The sequence below is a fragment of the Moraxella sp. CTOTU47724 genome (assembly GCF_032014955.1).
Taxonomy (GTDB): domain Bacteria; phylum Pseudomonadota; class Gammaproteobacteria; order Pseudomonadales; family Moraxellaceae; genus Faucicola; species Faucicola tetraodonis.
The window spans coordinates 1-16,396 of the sequence record NZ_DALZSV010000053.1; the positions used below are offsets into that span (position 1 = coordinate 1).

The 16,396-nt window shown below is 44.1% G+C and carries 18 protein-coding genes; 9 read left to right on the forward strand and 9 right to left on the reverse strand.

Going from position 1 to position 16,396, the window contains the following annotated elements; translation table 11 throughout:
- Nucleotides 1–322 precede the first annotated feature (322 nt).
- The 3 genes from tig (at nucleotide 323) to clpX (ending at nucleotide 3,853) form a co-directional block, all read left to right on the forward strand.
- Nucleotides 323–1,687 carry a trigger factor gene (gene tig, locus RTR63_RS09600; RefSeq protein WP_050325015.1) on the forward strand — a complete coding sequence of 455 codons (1,365 nt, stop codon included), beginning with the start codon at nucleotides 323–325 and terminating at the stop codon, nucleotides 1,685–1,687.
- A 151-nt stretch (nucleotides 1,688–1,838) separates the two neighbouring features.
- The gene (gene clpP / locus RTR63_RS09605; protein ID WP_257620036.1) at nucleotides 1,839–2,513 is read left to right on the forward strand and encodes an ATP-dependent Clp endopeptidase proteolytic subunit ClpP; all 675 of its coding nucleotides are present in this window, start codon (nucleotides 1,839–1,841) and stop codon (nucleotides 2,511–2,513) included.
- A gap of 56 nt (nucleotides 2,514–2,569) precedes the next feature.
- On the forward strand, nucleotides 2,570–3,853 hold the full coding sequence (clpX, locus tag RTR63_RS09610) for an ATP-dependent protease ATP-binding subunit ClpX (RefSeq protein ID WP_312523942.1): 1,284 nt from the start codon (nucleotides 2,570–2,572) through the stop codon (nucleotides 3,851–3,853).
- Between the two features lie 63 nt (nucleotides 3,854–3,916).
- On the opposite strand, the gene RTR63_RS09615 is transcribed toward clpX, so the two are convergent.
- From RTR63_RS09615 to RTR63_RS09650, 8 genes are all read right to left on the reverse strand, one after another.
- On the reverse strand, nucleotides 3,917–4,504 hold the full coding sequence (locus RTR63_RS09615) for an HD domain-containing protein (protein WP_312523944.1): 588 nt from the start codon (nucleotides 4,502–4,504) through the stop codon (nucleotides 3,917–3,919).
- A 36-nt stretch (nucleotides 4,505–4,540) separates the two neighbouring features.
- Nucleotides 4,541–5,116 (reverse strand): hydrolase, encoded by a 576-nt coding sequence (locus RTR63_RS09620; RefSeq protein ID WP_219331837.1) that lies wholly within the window; start codon nucleotides 5,114–5,116, stop codon nucleotides 4,541–4,543.
- 89 nt (nucleotides 5,117–5,205) lie between these two features.
- Nucleotides 5,206–5,748 carry a hypothetical protein gene (locus RTR63_RS09625; RefSeq protein WP_312523948.1) on the reverse strand — a complete coding sequence of 181 codons (543 nt, stop codon included), beginning with the start codon at nucleotides 5,746–5,748 and terminating at the stop codon, nucleotides 5,206–5,208.
- A gap of 127 nt (nucleotides 5,749–5,875) precedes the next feature.
- Nucleotides 5,876–6,133: a YfhL family 4Fe-4S dicluster ferredoxin gene (locus RTR63_RS09630; protein ID WP_050324926.1), complete on the reverse strand. Its 258-nt coding sequence runs from the start codon at nucleotides 6,131–6,133 to the stop codon at nucleotides 5,876–5,878.
- 387 nt (nucleotides 6,134–6,520) lie between these two features.
- Nucleotides 6,521–7,954 (reverse strand): prephenate-dependent tRNA uridine(34) hydroxylase TrhP, encoded by a 1,434-nt coding sequence (trhP, locus tag RTR63_RS09635; protein WP_312523950.1) that lies wholly within the window; start codon nucleotides 7,952–7,954, stop codon nucleotides 6,521–6,523.
- 110 nt (nucleotides 7,955–8,064) lie between these two features.
- Nucleotides 8,065–8,535 carry a flavodoxin family protein gene (locus RTR63_RS09640; protein ID WP_082168271.1) on the reverse strand — a complete coding sequence of 157 codons (471 nt, stop codon included), beginning with the start codon at nucleotides 8,533–8,535 and terminating at the stop codon, nucleotides 8,065–8,067.
- Nucleotides 8,536–8,642: 107 nt separating this feature from the next.
- Nucleotides 8,643–9,515, reverse strand: a complete 873-nt coding sequence (locus tag RTR63_RS09645) for an SPFH domain-containing protein (protein WP_050324924.1) — start codon at nucleotides 9,513–9,515, stop codon at nucleotides 8,643–8,645.
- 30 nt (nucleotides 9,516–9,545) lie between these two features.
- Nucleotides 9,546–10,004: an NfeD family protein gene (locus RTR63_RS09650; protein ID WP_312116616.1), complete on the reverse strand. Its 459-nt coding sequence runs from the start codon at nucleotides 10,002–10,004 to the stop codon at nucleotides 9,546–9,548.
- Between the two features lie 222 nt (nucleotides 10,005–10,226).
- On the opposite strand from RTR63_RS09650, the gene RTR63_RS09655 reads away from it, so the two are divergent.
- The 3 genes from RTR63_RS09655 to RTR63_RS09665 all read left to right on the forward strand — a co-directional run bounded on the left by RTR63_RS09655 (nucleotide 10,227) and on the right by RTR63_RS09665 (nucleotide 12,252).
- On the forward strand, nucleotides 10,227–10,691 hold the full coding sequence (locus RTR63_RS09655; protein ID WP_312523953.1) for a MarR family winged helix-turn-helix transcriptional regulator: 465 nt from the start codon (nucleotides 10,227–10,229) through the stop codon (nucleotides 10,689–10,691).
- 281 nt (nucleotides 10,692–10,972) lie between these two features.
- Entirely contained in the window at nucleotides 10,973–11,389 is a 417-nt protein-coding gene (locus RTR63_RS09660; protein ID WP_312523955.1) for an Ohr family peroxiredoxin, read from the forward strand.
- Nucleotides 11,390–11,616: 227 nt separating this feature from the next.
- On the forward strand, nucleotides 11,617–12,252 hold the full coding sequence (locus RTR63_RS09665; RefSeq protein WP_312523957.1) for an NAD(P)H-dependent oxidoreductase: 636 nt from the start codon (nucleotides 11,617–11,619) through the stop codon (nucleotides 12,250–12,252).
- Between the two features lie 148 nt (nucleotides 12,253–12,400).
- Here RTR63_RS09665 and RTR63_RS09670 read toward each other — a convergent pair whose 3' ends face one another.
- A complete protein-coding gene (locus tag RTR63_RS09670) occupies nucleotides 12,401–13,516 on the reverse strand; it encodes a TonB family protein (protein ID WP_312523959.1) in 1,116 nt (371 codons plus the stop codon).
- A 171-nt stretch (nucleotides 13,517–13,687) separates the two neighbouring features.
- Between RTR63_RS09670 and RTR63_RS09675 the strand changes: the two genes are divergently transcribed.
- The 3 genes from RTR63_RS09675 to RTR63_RS09685 form a co-directional block, all read left to right on the forward strand.
- Entirely contained in the window at nucleotides 13,688–14,461 is a 774-nt protein-coding gene (locus tag RTR63_RS09675) for an ABC transporter ATP-binding protein (protein WP_095356722.1), read from the forward strand.
- Nucleotides 14,462–14,496: 35 nt separating this feature from the next.
- On the forward strand, nucleotides 14,497–15,405 hold the full coding sequence (locus tag RTR63_RS09680; RefSeq protein ID WP_312523961.1) for an ABC transporter substrate-binding protein: 909 nt from the start codon (nucleotides 14,497–14,499) through the stop codon (nucleotides 15,403–15,405).
- Nucleotides 15,398–16,396 (forward strand): iron chelate uptake ABC transporter family permease subunit (locus RTR63_RS09685; protein ID WP_312523962.1); only part of this gene is annotated, 999 nt, incomplete at its 3' end. The genes RTR63_RS09680 and RTR63_RS09685, both read left to right, overlap by 8 nt.

The following is a 16,396-nucleotide window of genomic DNA, read 5'->3' on the forward strand; positions in this document are numbered from 1 at the left end:
TGCAATTGATGAAGTAAAGTAGTGAAATTGATAAAGTAAAGGTTTTCAACTCACACTCTTGCAGATAGACAGGGTGTGACTGCTAAGGTAGCCGATACAGAGATTTTACAGCAACAATTTTTTTACTTTACTAGATGATTAATTTATACTATACCACTTTCGGTTAATTTTTGCCTTTTAGCATGCGTTAACCAACAGATTTTGGATTGCGTATTTTATAGGCTTTTTTCAATCACCTTAAAAGCCTGATAACTTATCGCTATTTACCCTTATGAGTGGCACCCACGCTGCTCTTTTTTGATATTTTATGGAAGGTTTTGTTATGTCAAATTCAAATGTGTCAGATTCAACAGTTACTAACTTAGAAGTAACTACCAACAAAAAATCAAATCTTGAAACCCAAATCACGGTTAAAGTACCTGTGTCAACCATTCAAGGTCGCGTGGAAAAACGCATCAACCAAGTGGCAAAAACCGCTAAAATCGACGGTTTCCGTAAAGGTAAAGTGCCCGTATCACACATTCGCGCCCAATATGGCGCAGGTATCCAACAAGAAGTCATCAATGATGTGATTCGCGATACCGTATTTGATGCGATTCGTCAAGAAAACATCCGCGCTGTGGGTATGCCAAACATTGATGACGTGAAACTTGAAAACGACTTTTTGGTTTATCAAGCAACGGTTGAAGTATTCCCAGAAGTAGAAGTTCAAGGGTTATCAGACATCGAAGTTGAGCGTCAAGTTGCCAACGTGGGCGACGCAGATGTTGACACCATGATTGAAAACCTACAAAAGCAACGCCAAACTTACGTTGCCAAAGATGATGCCGCAGATGAAGGCGACCAAGTCAAGTTTGACTTTGAAGGTTCAATCGACGGTGAAAAATTTGAAGGTGGTAGCGCACAAGACTTTAGCCTAGTCTTAGGCAGTGGTCGTATGATTCCAGGCTTTGAAGATGGTATCAAAGGCATGAAAGCAGGCGAAGAAAAAACCATCGACGTGACGTTCCCAGAAGATTACCAAGCTGAAAACCTACAAGGCAAACAAGCACAGTTCAAAATCAACGTCAAATCAGTTGAGCAATCACAATTACCAGAATTAAACGATGAGTTCCTTGAAGCATTTGGGGTAACAGAAGGCGGCTTAGACAAACTTAAAGCAGACGTGCGTAAAAACATGGAGCGCGAAGTAAAAAGCGCTGCCCGTAACCAAGTGAAAGAAGCGGCATTTAACGCCCTACTTGAAAAAAATGAAATCGACGTACCTGCATCGATGCTTGAGCAAGAAATCGATCGCCAACGCAGCATGATGTTAAACCGTTTTGCCCAGCAATTTGGTGCAGATCCTAAAACTTTTAACAAAGATATGCTACCAAACGAATTATTTGAAGAGCAAGCCCTGCGCGCTGCCCGCCTTGGTATCATCGTCTCAAGCCTGATTGAGTCAAACAAACTTGAAGTTGACCAAGAACGTGTGACCACATACATCAACGAAATGGCAGAAAACTACGAAGATCCAAACGAAGTTATCGACTATTACACCAACAATGCGCAAGAACGTGCCAACATCGAAGCGGTAGTGTTAGAAGATCAAGTGGTCGATCATATCTTGTCTCAAGGTAAAGTGACTGATACTGAAGTATCTTACCAAGATTTACTGGCTAGCCAACAACAAGCGATGATGTAATAATTGGCTTAATCCATTCTTGGGCATTTAAGCTTAGATATTTAAGCTTAGGCATTTAAGAATGTATTTTTAGTCAGCTTAGTAACTTGTTTTTATGCCAATTGCCCTTATAAACGATAAGGGCTTTTGCATATTTAAAAAGGACAATAACATGTTAGAAAAATTCTTGGACTCGCCTTTCGCGACGAGTCAAATCCAAAATACCGTAACCCGTGACGTGTTGTCACCACAAAGTGCTTTAGTACCTATGGTGGTCGAGCAATCGGCTCGCGGTGAGCGCTCATTTGACATCTATTCTCGCTTATTGCGTGAGCGTGTGGTGTTCTTAGCCGGTCAAGTTGAAGACCACATGGCGAATTTAATTGTCGCCCAGTTGTTGTTCCTAGAAGCGGAAAATCCAGAAAAAGACATTAACTTGTACATCAATTCACCAGGTGGCTCTGTGAGTGCGGGTCTTGCGGTGTTTGACACCATGAACTTTATCCAGCCACAAGTGTCAACGATTTGTATGGGCGGTGCTTATAGCATGGGTTCATTCTTACTAGCAGCGGGTGAAAAAGGTAAACGCTATGCCTTAGCCAATGCGCGTGTGATGATTCACCAACCGTCAGGCGGTGCACAAGGTCAAGCGACCGATATTGAAATCAATGCGCGTGAAATCCTAAAAATCCGTGAACGCTTAAATAAAATCTTGGCAGAACGTACCGGTCAGCCACTTGAGAAAATCGCCCGTGATGTCGAGCGTGACTATTGGTTAGATGCCCAAGAAGCCAAAGAATACGGTCTGATTGATGAAGTATTAGAAAAACGTCCAAGCATTGCTTAATAGGTTACACAATCACAAAGCAATTAAGACAAGCATAATTTTAGGAGCGTTTTTTTATGTCAAAAAATGACATTGAGCCACACTGCTCGTTTTGTGGTAAAGCCAAACATGAAGTCAAAAAGCTAATTGCAGGTCAAGACGCCAATATCTGTAATGAGTGTATTGAACTGTGCGATGATTTAATCGCCGAATCAAAGTCATCGGGCAGCGACGGTAGTGATACCAATGAGGGTGAAAACTGGGCAGCGCGCAAATTGCCAACGCCCAAAGAAATCCGCAGCCACTTAGATGAGTATGTCATCGGTCAAGATAAAGCCAAAAAAACTTTGGCGGTAGCCGTTTACAATCACTACAAACGCTTAAAGGTGAGTGAAAAGCTGAGTGAAGATAAAGCGTTGACGACACTTGGCGCCGATAATGCGATGGTTGAGCTATCAAAAAGTAATATTTTGCTGATTGGTCCAACGGGCTCTGGCAAAACCTTACTGGCGCAGACCCTTGCCCGCCTACTTGATGTCCCATTTGCGCTCGCCGATGCGACTACCTTGACCGAAGCAGGTTATGTCGGTGAAGACGTGGAAAACATCGTACAAAAACTGTTACAAGCGGCAGAGTTTGATGTCGAGAGAGCGCAAAAAGGCATTATCTATATCGATGAAATTGATAAAATCAGCCGTAAAAGCGAAAACCCTTCGATTACCCGTGATGTGTCTGGCGAAGGCGTACAGCAAGCGCTGTTGAAACTAATTGAAGGTACGGTTGCCAATATTCCACCGCAAGGTGGTCGTAAGCACCCAAACCAAGAGATGATTCAGGTCGATACCAGTAATATCTTGGTGATTTGTGGCGGTGCGTTTGCCGGTCTCGACAATGTCATTCAACAGCGTACCGAAAAAACCGGTATCGGTTTTAACGCTGAGGTAAAAGCCAAAGATAGCGGCAAAAAAACCGGTGAATTGTTCAAGCAAGTTGAGCCAGAAGATTTGATTAAATTTGGTCTGATTCCAGAGCTAATTGGTCGTCTGCCTGTGGTGGCGACATTGGAAGAACTGGATGAAGAAGCGTTGGTACAAATCTTAACCGAGCCAAAAAATGCGCTGGTCAAACAATACGAGTACTTATTTGAGATGGAAAATGCGAGGTTATCGTTTACCGATGATGCGCTGGTGGCGATTGCCAAACAAGCCTTAAAGCGTCGTACGGGTGCTCGCGGTCTACGCTCCATTGTTGAAAATGCGCTGCTCGATACCATGTATGAATTACCCTCGATGACACCCGGTAAAACTGTGACAGTCAATGAGGCGGTAATTGATAATAACCAATCGCCAGAGATTGTTTAACTGTTAGTGATTTTAAAAATAGCGAGTTAAAAAAACGTGCCTATGTCGCACGTTTTTTTATGTTTAATCTTCAATCAACCAACCCTGTTGTACCGCAATGGCAATTTGCTCGGTTATCCAGTCGTGAATGATGGGAAAATCCTGTCTGATAAAGGCTTGGGCGGCTTCGACTTGGGAGCGCTTGACCTGATGGTCTGTCCACGCACCGCCATCTGTCACCATATTGAGCATAAAGGGCAATAGCCTATCCACTACTTTAACTAGTTTGCTTTCAGCACTATGACCTGTTTCTTGCTCATCCCACAGCGTTAACAATTCTGAAACGGGGTTGCCCATCATCGTTGCCAGTTTTTCTACACCAATGCGCTCATCAACATGCGCCTGCGAGCGTTTATCAGCATATAAGAATGTGTCACCCGCCTCAATTTCGCCCAAGTCATGAACCAATGCCAGTTTGAGCAGTTTTTCATGATTGACATCCAGTTTGAAATGCTGCGCGACTGCCCAACACGCCATCGCCAAATGCCATGAATGCTCGGCTGAATTTTCAAGACGTCGTGGCGTGTTTGCAGACAGTTGGGTCGTATAGTTGCGGCGGTTGACTGATTTTAAGGCATCCAATGCCAACAGATAATCAATAAGTGGTTGCATCAAATACCTCTTAATCATGCAGGGTCTGAGTCATATTTACTTGACTAGCGCTGAAATCGTCTTAAACGCGGGGTCTTCTGAGCTACGACACAGCTCAAATAAAATTGCTTCAGTGGTGGTGACGACCGCACCGGCACGGCGCATACGACGAATCGCAATTTTACGGTCATACAGGTCTCGCGAGCCCACCGCATCAGTGATAATGATGGGCTGCATACCGTTATCGAGTAAATCTAACGCCGTCTGCATGACACAGACATGGGTTTCTGTGCCAAATAAAATCACATTGTTGCGATTTTGCTGGGCGATATGATGCCAAGAAGTTGGCGTATCGCAGGCGCTAAAGGTTGTTTTTTCAAAAACTGGCGTATTTTTTTCAGATAGTAACTGCGTCAACTCTGGCAAAGTATGCCCCAGTCCTTTGGGATATTGCTCATTAACCATAATGGGAATATTGAGCGTTTGTAGACCTTGAATCAAAATCGCTGTTTTTTTGAGTAATTTTCGATGTTCGGCAATATGGGGCGCAAGTTTTTCTTGTATATCAATCAGCATGGCTTGGCAGTCATTGCGCTCGATACGATAAGGTTTTGGGATAAATTTTGTTGTCATCTTCAGCTCCTTTGATGATGGTTCAACTTGGGTGGTTATAATCATTCGTATGTCACGAAAGCTATACTATACTCTATTAAAAAACGCCATTAAAAATTCATGGCATCATCTGCGGTGTCCACCACGGTTAACTGGTAGTCCAAATGTCCTAAATAACCATAATGTCCTTTTTCACTGAGTTCCGCAACAATAGTGACATCATCACAATGCACCTGATCCATAAGCTTGGTTTGATGACTGGCTTGATTGTCAGTAGGTGTTTTATTGGACTGATACAGTGATTGGATACGCAGTAATGGGTCATTGAGCGCATAGGTAGCGCCATCGGTGACAAAGGTTAAATACTCACCGACTTTGTGCACTTTACCTTTAAAATGCTGATTGGTGACAACACCGCTAAATGCAGGGGTATATAAACGGCGCGCTTTATATTGCTGCTTGGCATATTGCCATGCGCCATAACTGCCTAGGACAGCAGTTACGCCCGTTGCCGCTGTAGCTGTCACACCGACGCCAATCACCTTAGCGACAACGTGACGCTTTTTAGCTTTGTTTTTTTGTTTGCGAGGCTGTGCTGAGCGCTTCGATTGCTGTGCTTGAGGCTCAGTCGCTTTGTTATTTTTTTTAACCATGAATGTCACTTTAAATGTTACTTTGAATGTTGTTTTTTGATAAAAAATGCCAGTAATCACTTCAAAAAAAATTGATTAACTTATAGTAAAATGTTTTGGCAACATTTACCGCAACTTTTTGTTAGTATTATTTTTGCCAAATTTGCTTATATTTTGCAAGTAGCTGTTCGGGCGATTCAGGATGCTCATCGTCTTTGATGATGCAATCAATCGGACAGACCTTATCGCAGGTTGGCTCATCATAGAACCCGATGCATTCGGTGCACAAGTCAGGATTGATGACGTAAGTTTTTTGTACTTTATTGTCGTAGCTAATGGCTTCATTTGGGCATTCAGGCTCACAAATGTCGCAATTGATACAGTCGGAAGTGATTTTTAATGCCATGTCTTGTAGTCTGTTTTTACCTTTAGCAATTAATACCTTTAGCGATTAGCGATTAACGATTGACACCGCACTTAGGCGCCATACCTCATATACCATACACTGTCATCTTGCATCCACAACTCCTGCATGACATTTGCCGTCGGTTCATGTTTATAATACAAAGTGATCATACATTCGGTGCGTGAGAAAAAGTGATAGCGAACACGGTCAGACAATAGCGGTTGAGACTGCCAGTCTCGAGATTGCCATAAGCTGTGTAAAATCTCATGCCAGCTGTCGCGAGTGTGAATTGCTTTACCGTTAACGAACCGAAAGTTGTCCGCTAAATTCCCGCCAAAGTCGTCTCAATGGCTTTAAAATCCCGCCTGATACCGCGACAACACTACCTTAGGTAAAAATTGGCTCACTGACGCTTTTCATGATTAACGCAAATTGCAATACATCATCTTGCATCTCTTTAAACGGATTGGCGATTTGACACACCCAGCCAGAGCCTAAAGCGCCATCAATCGGCTCACCTTGTTTATTCCACATTTCTTTGAGAGGGTAGCTCAAATTACCCTGTGGCGTCATGATTTCGATGGTGTCACCCACCATCAATTTGTTCTTAATTACCAAGGTTAAGCGTGTTGGGGTAATGTCGCTAATCTCGGCAACAAACTGCTGATGATCAGTTTTTGATGACCCATATTCATAGTTTTGGTAATCACTATGCACGTGGCGACGTAAAAAGCCTTCGGTATAGCCGCGATTGGCTAGCCCATCGAGTGCGGTGATTAAACCTGTATCAAATGGTTTGCCAGCGGCGGCATCATCAATCGCTTGGCGGTACACTTGCGCGGTGCGCGCCACATAATAATGCGACTTGGTACGGCCTTCGATTTTGAGTGAGTGTACGCCCATCTGGGTCAGCTCAGGGACTAGCTCAACGGCACGTAAGTCTTTAGAATTCATAATATAAGTGCCATGTTCATCTTCAAACATCGCCATCAATTCGCCTGGTCGACCTTGTTCTTCAATCAGTACCACTTCATCTGATGGCTGCTGTACATAGTCATCGCCCATCACCACATCACCATTTAGATTGATAGTTTGAATGGCATCTTCTTGCGTGGCTTGAGTAGGCACAAAAACCTCTGGGCTATTGATAGCTTGGCTGATAGGCTGCGTAGGCACGATATCGCCCGTTTCGTTTTCTTCTGCTTTATAGGTGTTGTATGACCAGCGACAGGCATTGGTACAAGTGCCTTGGTTGGCATCGCGTTTATTGATATACCCAGAGAGCAAACAACGACCCGAATACGCCATACAAAGTGCCCCATGCACAAACACCTCAATTTCCATATCGGGCACTTCAGCGATGATTTGCTCGATTTCTTTGAGTGACAGCTCGCGACTCAAAATCACGCGGCTGACGCCCATTTGTTTCCAAAACTTGACCGTTGCCCAGTTCACCGCGTTCGCCTGCACCGATAGGTGAATCACCTGCTCTGGAAAGGCTTCACGTACCATCATAATCATCCCAGCATCTGACATAATCAGCGCATCGGGTTTCATCTCAATCACAGGGCGGATGTCTTCGATAAAAGTTTTAAGCTTGGCATTATGCGCTTGGATATTGACCACGACATAAAAATGCTTGCCGAGTGAATGGGCGTAGGCAATCCCTTTGGCAAGATTTTCCTCATCAAAATCATTATTGCGCACCCGCAAGCTATAACGTGCTTGTCCCGCATAGACGGCATCTGCGCCATAGGCAAACGCATATTGCATATTACGAAAAGTGCCAGCAGGGCATAAAAGTTCAGGCTTACGGGTCATAACTATCCTTACAGCGTGTCATACAATGTGAAATTGTTGATATTATAACAAACTTGATAATCACGCGGAAAAAAACTTGAGTAATTTACTCGGAAATCATGCTAAAGCCGTTATAAAATATTCAATGATAAACCTGCACAGACTGCCATGGTAAGCTCAGCGACTTGCTCATCAAATGCGCTTGACCATTCACCTTTTAATACTAAAGGCGGTTGTATCCAGCGCCAACGCAATCCTGTGACGATACTCTCTACCGCGCGTTTGCTACCTGTACCGTCAAGCCCAGCACGGATATAACACGCCACAGGCAGTCCTTGTTTTTGCTCAAGCACCGGGTAATAAATTCGCTCAAAAAAATCCTTGGTCAGCCCCGCCATATAACCAAAATTTTCGGTTGTGCCAATGATAATGGCATCCGCTTTTAACACATCTTCCACTTGGGTTTGTAACGGTGTTTTAACAATCACGGTGACGTTATCAATATCCGCTAGCTGTGTGGCGGATTTTGCAACTTCTGCTAATCGCTGGGTATTATCTGATGGGGTATGTAGTACCAATAGTAAATTTTTCATTTCACGCATACTGTATATCCTAAAATGTCATGATTACCCAATTTTGGCGAATAAAAAACCGCAAGGTGATGCGGTTTCAGTCAGCGTTTTAATTAGCAGATGAGTCACGCCCAATGTTAAGGACGGTGGATTTTATCGCCCACTTCCCCCATCATACCGCGCACGGTATTTAAGATATCAGCAGGCAGTACCACGGTTTTGGCATTCGGTGATTTTGACATATCAGTCATGGCTTTGATGTACTGCTCACCTAGTAGATATAGCAGCGGAATCTCGCGCTCGCCCACCGCTTCACTAATCAAGCGAATTGATTGCTCACTGCCTCGTGCCAGTACCACTTGCGCTTCGGCATCACGCCGTGACGCCTCAAGACGTCCATCAGCTTCTGCAATCGCTGCTTGGCGTTGCCCATCCGCTTTGGTCACTGTAGCACGGCGTTGACGCTCCGCAGCCGCCTGTTCTTCCATCGCCATTTGCATGGTAGGTGATGGGCTAATATCTTGGATTTCCACGGTTTTTAGGGTAATTCCCCAATCGGCAATATCATCAGAAATGGACATTTTTAGCGCGGCTTTGATTTGGTCACGCGATGATAACGCACTGTCAAAATCCATGTCACCAATGATAGAACGCAGTGAGGTTTGTACCAAATTACGAATGCCCTGCTCATAATCCTCAATACCATACACGGCACGCTCTGGATGCACGATATTGATATACGCCACCGCATTGGCGATAATCACGACGTTATCACGGGTGATTACCTCTTGCGATGGAATATCTAGCACGATATCTTTGGTAGTTACTTTATATGCCACGTTATCGACATAAGGAATGATAAAATTCAACCCAGGCTCTAAGGTCTGATGGTACTTACCCAAACGCTGTACAATCCACTTAAACCCTTGTGGTACGATTTTTACCCCTTTATAAAGGGTAAATAGCACAAAGGCGACCAAAAAAATACCAATACCGCTCAACGCTTCCATGACAATTCCTTTATTGATGCTTATTAATGCTTATTGATGCTTGGTGGATTCTACAAGCAACTCATTTCCAATAACATCCACCACAATGGCTCTATCGCCAACTTCTAGCGGTGCGCTTTGGTAGCTACGACACACCCACTCATCCGCCCCAAAAATTGGCACACTAAAACGAATCTTGCCCAATTTATCTGCTTGCGGACTTTGAATAATCATGCCTGTTTCCCCGATGATAACCCCTGAACCCAATCCTGCTGTGGTACGATTTTGCATATACGGCTTGATAAATTTAAAGCCAATGATAGTAAAAATCACCGACAGTATCAGCCATACCATGAGCCAAAAAAACCAGCTAAACGGTAATAACCATGACAAAACGGCCACCACAATCGCTGCCACACCAATCGATAAACTCACAAAACTGGTCAAGAATAGTTCAAGAATAATCAGCACTAACCCCAAAATCAGCCAGTGCCAAGGCTCAATTAGCATATCCCCACCTTGATTTTTAGTATACCAAACCCATTATGCAAGATTATGAATTTAAAAACAAATGCCGTTATTTACCCGCCATCTTTGTCACATTATGCACTATCATCGGCTATCAACTGCTTGACCGCACAGACCGCCAATTGTGGTTAATGATTGCACAAAGATGTGTTTTTTCCTATAGTGGTCAATGACCCTTTCATCTCTAGAGTCCCAAAAAATACGATGAGCCTTGATGCCCTCAAACTGAGTAACCAGTTATGTTTTCCCATTTATTCACTGTCAAAAAGTATCACTAACCACTATCGTCCCCTGCTAAAAGCCTTGGATTTGACCTATCCACAATACCTTGTCATGTTGGTGCTATGGGAAAAAAGTCCACAAACTGTCGGCACATTGGGCGATTTTTTAGACCTTGATACCGGCACACTTACCCCTTTACTTAAAAGACTTGAAGCCAAAGGCTTTGTGCACCGTGAGCGTGCCACACAAGACGAACGGGTAGTACAAATATCGCTCACTGCCAAAGGGGATGCCCTAAAAATCCAAGCCGCGTCCATTCCTAGTGCTATGTTAGCTGCCATGCAGTTAGATGACGAAGCAATAGATCTGCTACAGCAAGTGGCGAAAAAACTCTGCCCGACTCATACAAGCGAGTGTACCCACAATCTATCACCCAAAAATCCTTAAACAAATTTTTAGCGTTAAGCGCTATCTGCCTGCGTCTTGTCTATTATCATGCGTCTTGTTAGGGTATCGTTAGATTTAGCATTTTTAGTCATTTGTTATTAGTTTGTATGCAGCGTGTGAGAATTTTATTACCTTATCTAGGCACCGAAAATTATATTGTGTAAAATATAATTTTTTAAAACTTAAATATTAAAACCTAAATACCGTGGCGAATGTTGTAACGTCTATCGCCGATTTTTTCATTCATTCACGCAAGTTAAGCATTCAAAAAAGGTACTCTTATGAAAATTTTTTATAAAACCCCAACCGCTACCTCAACAGGCGGCCGCTCAGGTCACGTTGCACTAGAAGATGGTTCACTGGGCTTTGATTTACAATCCCCTGAGCAAAATAGCACAGGCGTCAACCCAGAAAAATTATTTGCCATGGGTTATGCCGCTTGTTTTGACAATGCGTTGACTCATGTGGCACAGCGTATGAAGCTAGAAGGCGTCAGCTCAAAAACCTCAGCGGTTGTGGGACTGGGCATGAATGCCCAAGGCGGTTATGCGCTTGACATCGATTTGTATATTGAACTTAGCGGCGTCAGCGAAGAACAAGCGAAAGACTTGGTTGAAACGACGGACAAAGTCTGCCCGTATTCTAATGCCGTGCGCGGCAATGTTGACGTACGTCTGCATACCCAAGTAGTGGCATAATCAATTTAACATAATTTCCATTGCAAGCGGCGTGCTCAAATGTCAAAGACCCATTTGGGCACATTTACCGTTTAGTTGAGCAAGTTGAAAGCCATTCAAGCGTTCTAACAGCCAATGACAAAATTGGTAACATCGAGCTTTCTTTAGCTTTGTTTAAAGGCTCGGACAATAACTTTTATCGCTCTACTATTATCATTATAGTTTTATCACTAGATTAGGAATATTTCATGTCACTGATTGAAAACTTACAATGGCGCCATGCCGTCAAAGCCTTTGATCCAAACCAAAGCGTGAGTCAAGAAAATATCGACAAAATCATCGAAGCCGCTCGACTGGCGCCCACCTCATCGGGATTGCAGCCATTTAAAGTTATCGTGGTCAAAAACCAAGCCATCAAAGCGCGGCTAGTGGCGGGTGCGCTCAATCCTGACTGCATGAAAGAATGTTCTCACGTACTTGTTTTTGCAGGTTGGCAGGATTATAGCGCCGAAAAAATTGATACCGTGTATGACATGACCACAGATGAGCGTGGCTTACCTAGAGGGCGTTTTGATAGTTATACTTCCATGCTCAAAGCAAGTGTGGCCAAAAAAAGCGCAGACGAAAACTTTGAACATATCGCTCGCCAAGCTTACATTGGCTTGGGACTTGCGTTGGCTCAAGCAGCAGAGCTTAAAGTAGACAGTTGCCCTGCCGAAGGCTTTGATCCTAAGCTGATTGACGAGGTATTAGGTTTAGAGAAATTGGGGCTAAAAAGCATCGTAATCATGTACGTGGGTGTCTCAGATCCAGCACGTGATTGGATTGCGCCTATGGCAAAAGTACGCGTAGCCACTGAAGACTTTGTTATTGAATACAATTAATTCATCAGCTAGCAAAAATCTCTAAGAAAAACCCTCTAAATAGCTTATTTAGAGGGTTTTTTATATCTACACTGGGCATGTGATGTTAGTTAAAGCGATTTGTACAGTGATAAGTTTCATGAAGAACGGATTTTTTTAACAATCATAGTTATTGACAGCGAACCGGTAGATTGACAATACCTACCACCGGTACGCCATTTTTGGTAAAGGGGTTAAATTTGCCGCTCTTAGCCTGCATAGACAGTTGTCTATCGACTCTGACATTGCCGGTCGATTTGGCTAAAGTGACGCTGGTTGGATTGCCTTGTTTGTCCACCGTATAGCGAATAATCGCTGTTAATGCGCCGTTTTCCAGGTCTTCACTATGACAGCTAAAGCTAGGTTGCCGCCGCCAACTTGCTTGCCCTGCCGAAAAGCTCACAGGTGAATTATTTTGCGCTTGTTGGGCTTCTTTATCCTTGTCGGCTTGTTGTTGTTTTGCCTTTTCGGCTTTCGCCCTAGCTTCATCTGCTTGTCTGGCTTTGGCATCAGCTAGCGCTTTTTGACGATCTATTTCTGCTTGTTTGCGCTCGCGCTCTTGTTGTTCAATTAATTGGTTGTCCAACGCTTTTTGCCGTGCAAGCGCTTGTTGGCGTTCCAATTCTTGTTGCCGTTCCAATTCTTGTTGTTGTTTTAAGTCTTGCTGTCTGGCGAGTGCTTGCTGGCGCTCAAGTTGTTTTTTTTGCGCCTGTTCGGCTCGCTCATTGGCGAGGGCTAGTTGCCTTGCCATGACAATGTTTTGGTCAACCTGTGGCGGCTTGACGATAGTTTTTTCAGCTGGTTTCGACGGTTCGGGTAATGGTTTAATCGGTTGTTCTACAGGTTTCTTAGCAATCGGTTTTTCGACTGTTTTCTCAACAGGCTTGCTGATGGGTTTTTCTATCGGCTTTTCTTTTGGTTTTTCTGCTATTTTTTCTATGGGCTTTTCTGTTGGCTTTTCGACGGGCTTAGGTAGTTGTTTTATCGGTTGTTGCTCGGCTGTTACCGTCATCTCTTCAGGCTTGGTTGGCGCAGGTGGTGGCGCGATAAAGCTAATTTCTAACGGTGGCGTGACGTTGGGCGGTTTGATATCAGGCGTTGCCATATTTGCCAAGCTAATCGCTACGATACCATGTAAGCTCAATACACCAATCAGTGCCAACGTGCCCGACTTTTTATCGACTATGCTGCTAATATCGTTTGAGAAATGGGCTGGACTAAAGTTAGCGTGACGTTGGATAGACATAGTTATAGCGCTGTATGTTTAGGGAAACTTTTGAAATCGCTGTATTATAGTGTGAATGAGAATCGTTATCAATATCTTAAATGATATTAATTCTTATTTATAAAAATTAATGATAATTATTATCATCAATGCTATGATTTGCTATTTTAAAACTTTGACCCGGGTCAACTCATGCTAACCACCCAATCGCTTACCGTCATGCGCCAACAAAAAACCCTTTTACACAACATCAATGTCACCATTGAGAAGGGAAAAATCTATGCCTTAATTGGGCATAACGGTTCGGGTAAATCGACATTGATTAAAGCTTTGGCAGGGGAAACCACCCCCACTAGCGGACAGATTTTATTACCGGATTTTGCTGACAAATCAATCTTTGATTTACCGCCAAAAACCCTCGCCCAACAAGTCGCCTATTTACCGCAAAAATTGCCTGATGCCAGTCAATTTACCGTTGCCGAACTGGTGATGTTAGGGCGATACCCTTATCAAAAATGGCTACAAAAGCCTACGCCACAAGACCATACTAAGGTGCGTGAAGCAATGGCGCTGACCCAAGTCACGCCGTTTGCCGAGCAATCAGTGGCAACGCTATCCGGAGGGGAGCGCGCCAGGGCATGGCTTGCCATGTGTATCGCCCAAGATACGCCCTATTTGCTACTTGATGAACCACTTGCCCCGCTCGACATCGTCTATCAAGTTGAAATACTGCGTCTCATTCGTGATTTGGCACGGCAGAAAAACAAGGCGATTGTGATTATTATTCATGATATTAATCTTGCGGCACAGTTTTGTGATGAGTTTATTGCGTTAAAAAACGGCAAGCTTTGTCATGTTGGTGATATCGCCAGTACCATGCAACCGCAAGTGCTTGACCAGATTTTTGGTATCAATTTGCATTTATTAAGTCACCCAGTCACCGGTAATAAAGTGGCGGTGGTGTGATGAGAGCTTTTTGCTTGCTAATTGTTTTGTTTTTTTTGACAGCGTGCCAGCCTCAGCGGGATTTAAAGCTTGAAGCGCCCCCCGCAGAGGCTCACAGCGTCAAAGTCATCACCCCTGATTGGGCGGTGGCTTCGACACTCACCGCCCTAGGCTATCCACCGATTGCCACAGGCGATACCAAAAGCTACCGTGAATGGGTGGGGACGCCCGCGCTGCCAAGTGATATTATCGATATTGGGGAACGATTCACCCCAAACTTTGAACGGCTTGCCCAACTCACCTCACTTTCTGAAAATATTGTGATTATTGATAATGATTTTTATGCTCATCTAAGACCTGCTTACGGCAACACACCCCATAAGTCGGTGAGTTTTATGTCAAAAAACGCGATAGCGACTTGGCAGGACTATGCTGAACCGACACTTCAGCTGGGTGAAATTATTCATCAGCCGCAGCGCGCCCAGCAATTTTTAACCCAGTCAAAAAAACAGCTTGGCAAGCTTGGTGCGACATTTCGCCAAACACATCCTCACATCAAAAAAATTGCGGTGGTGCAGTTTGCCGATAGCAATAATTTGCGGATTTATACCAACAATAGTCTGTTTCGACCGACATTTGAGGTGATGGGGTTAAATTTGATTACACTTGAAGATCAGATGGGTAAAGGTAATCTTTGGGGATTTAATTCGTTGGTATTGAGTGATTTGGCAAAACTTGATGATGATACCTGTTTGGTAGTGGTTGAGCCGTTTAGTCCTATGCTACGTCAAGAATTAGCCAAGAATTTGCTGTGGCAGCGGCTAGGCTATGGCGCAAGGGCTGAAAATAGCCGCTGTATGGCAGTATTAGCGCCGATTTGGCTGTATGGCGGTGTGTCTTCTATGGTGGTATTTGGCGAGCGATTAAATCAGGCTCATTGGTTAGGGGGCAAGGCGCATGGGTAATAAAACTAGGCTACAACAGAACCAGCGAGATAATCAGCGAATTACCAAGCCCTTGAATGCCCCTGCCTGTTGGCTTTTTAGTGGCTTATTATCGCTGGTTTTAATAACCACGGCTTTGGTTGTTAAAACCACTTGGCATGATTCATTGGGATTATTATTTGCCCGTTCACAGTCGCTAACCTTAGTGCAAATGGTGGCGCAGTTACAAATTTTGCCGACTATGTTAGTGGCGATATTTGCCGGGGGACTACTGGGCGTAGTCAGTGTCTTGCTACAACAATTGGTCAAAAATACCCTTGCTTCAGATAGTACCCTTGCGGTAGAAACAGGGGCACAATTGGCTTTATTAATTGTGACGCTGTTTTTTCCCAGTTTTGGCTTGTATGGTAGCTTTTGGGTGGCATTTGTTGGCGCATTGCTGAGTATGGGCTTGGTGTTTGCGATTGCCGCCAACAGCCGTATGAATCCTGTGGTGCTCATTTTGGGTGGTTTGGTGGTCAATATTTTGTTTTCTGCTATTTCCTCACTGTTGATGATTTTTTTCTCAGAAAGGGTAATGGGCGTTATGGCATGGGAAAGCGGTAACTTAACCCAAACCAGTTGGCAAAATAGCCAGTTTTTTGTGCTAATAAGCTTAATCCTGCCCGTTATCTTGTTATTTTTAGTCAAACCTTTAACCATCATGAGCCTAGATGAACGCCAAGCCAAAGCCTTGGGCGTGCCTGTGGCTGCCGTGCGTATGCTGGTGGTAACCCTTGTTGCGGTCGTCACGGCAAGCGTGGTAAGCCGCGTGGGCGTTTTAAGTTTTGTCGGCTTGGCTGCAGCAAGTGTCGTTAATGTAGTAGCGATTCGCCCGATTGGGCAACGCTTAATGGCAGGATTTGCCTTTGGGGCGATGCTGTTGTGGCTGACCAATAACATTGTGATGCTGCTGTCACCCTGGTTCAAACCATTACTTAAGATAACGCTGCCGGTGGGGTCGGTCACATGG

Bases quoted from the DNA above. Each gene is read 5' to 3' on its own strand.
- tig (WP_050325015.1), top strand. From the start codon at position 323: ATGTCAAATTCAAATGTGTCAGATTCAACAGTTACTAACTTAGAAGTA.
- clpP (WP_257620036.1), top strand. From the start codon at position 1,839: ATGTTAGAAAAATTCTTGGACTCGCCTTTCGCGACGAGTCAAATCCAA.
- clpX (WP_312523942.1), top strand. From the start codon at position 2,570: ATGTCAAAAAATGACATTGAGCCACACTGCTCGTTTTGTGGTAAAGCC.
- RTR63_RS09615 (WP_312523944.1), bottom strand. From the start codon at position 4,504: ATGCAACCACTTATTGATTATCTGTTGGCATTGGATGCCTTAAAATCA.
- RTR63_RS09620 (WP_219331837.1), bottom strand. From the start codon at position 5,116: ATGACAACAAAATTTATCCCAAAACCTTATCGTATCGAGCGCAATGAC.
- RTR63_RS09625 (WP_312523948.1), bottom strand. From the start codon at position 5,748: ATGGTTAAAAAAAATAACAAAGCGACTGAGCCTCAAGCACAGCAATCG.
- RTR63_RS09630 (WP_050324926.1), bottom strand. From the start codon at position 6,133: ATGGCATTAAAAATCACTTCCGACTGTATCAATTGCGACATTTGTGAG.
- trhP (WP_312523950.1), bottom strand. From the start codon at position 7,954: ATGACCCGTAAGCCTGAACTTTTATGCCCTGCTGGCACTTTTCGTAAT.
- RTR63_RS09640 (WP_082168271.1), bottom strand. From the start codon at position 8,535: ATGCGTGAAATGAAAAATTTACTATTGGTACTACATACCCCATCAGAT.
- RTR63_RS09645 (WP_050324924.1), bottom strand. From the start codon at position 9,515: ATGGAAGCGTTGAGCGGTATTGGTATTTTTTTGGTCGCCTTTGTGCTA.
- RTR63_RS09650 (WP_312116616.1), bottom strand. From the start codon at position 10,004: ATGCTAATTGAGCCTTGGCACTGGCTGATTTTGGGGTTAGTGCTGATT.
- RTR63_RS09655 (WP_312523953.1), top strand. From the start codon at position 10,227: ATGAGCCTTGATGCCCTCAAACTGAGTAACCAGTTATGTTTTCCCATT.
- RTR63_RS09660 (WP_312523955.1), top strand. From the start codon at position 10,973: ATGAAAATTTTTTATAAAACCCCAACCGCTACCTCAACAGGCGGCCGC.
- RTR63_RS09665 (WP_312523957.1), top strand. From the start codon at position 11,617: ATGTCACTGATTGAAAACTTACAATGGCGCCATGCCGTCAAAGCCTTT.
- RTR63_RS09670 (WP_312523959.1), bottom strand. From the start codon at position 13,516: ATGTCTATCCAACGTCACGCTAACTTTAGTCCAGCCCATTTCTCAAAC.
- RTR63_RS09675 (WP_095356722.1), top strand. From the start codon at position 13,688: ATGCTAACCACCCAATCGCTTACCGTCATGCGCCAACAAAAAACCCTT.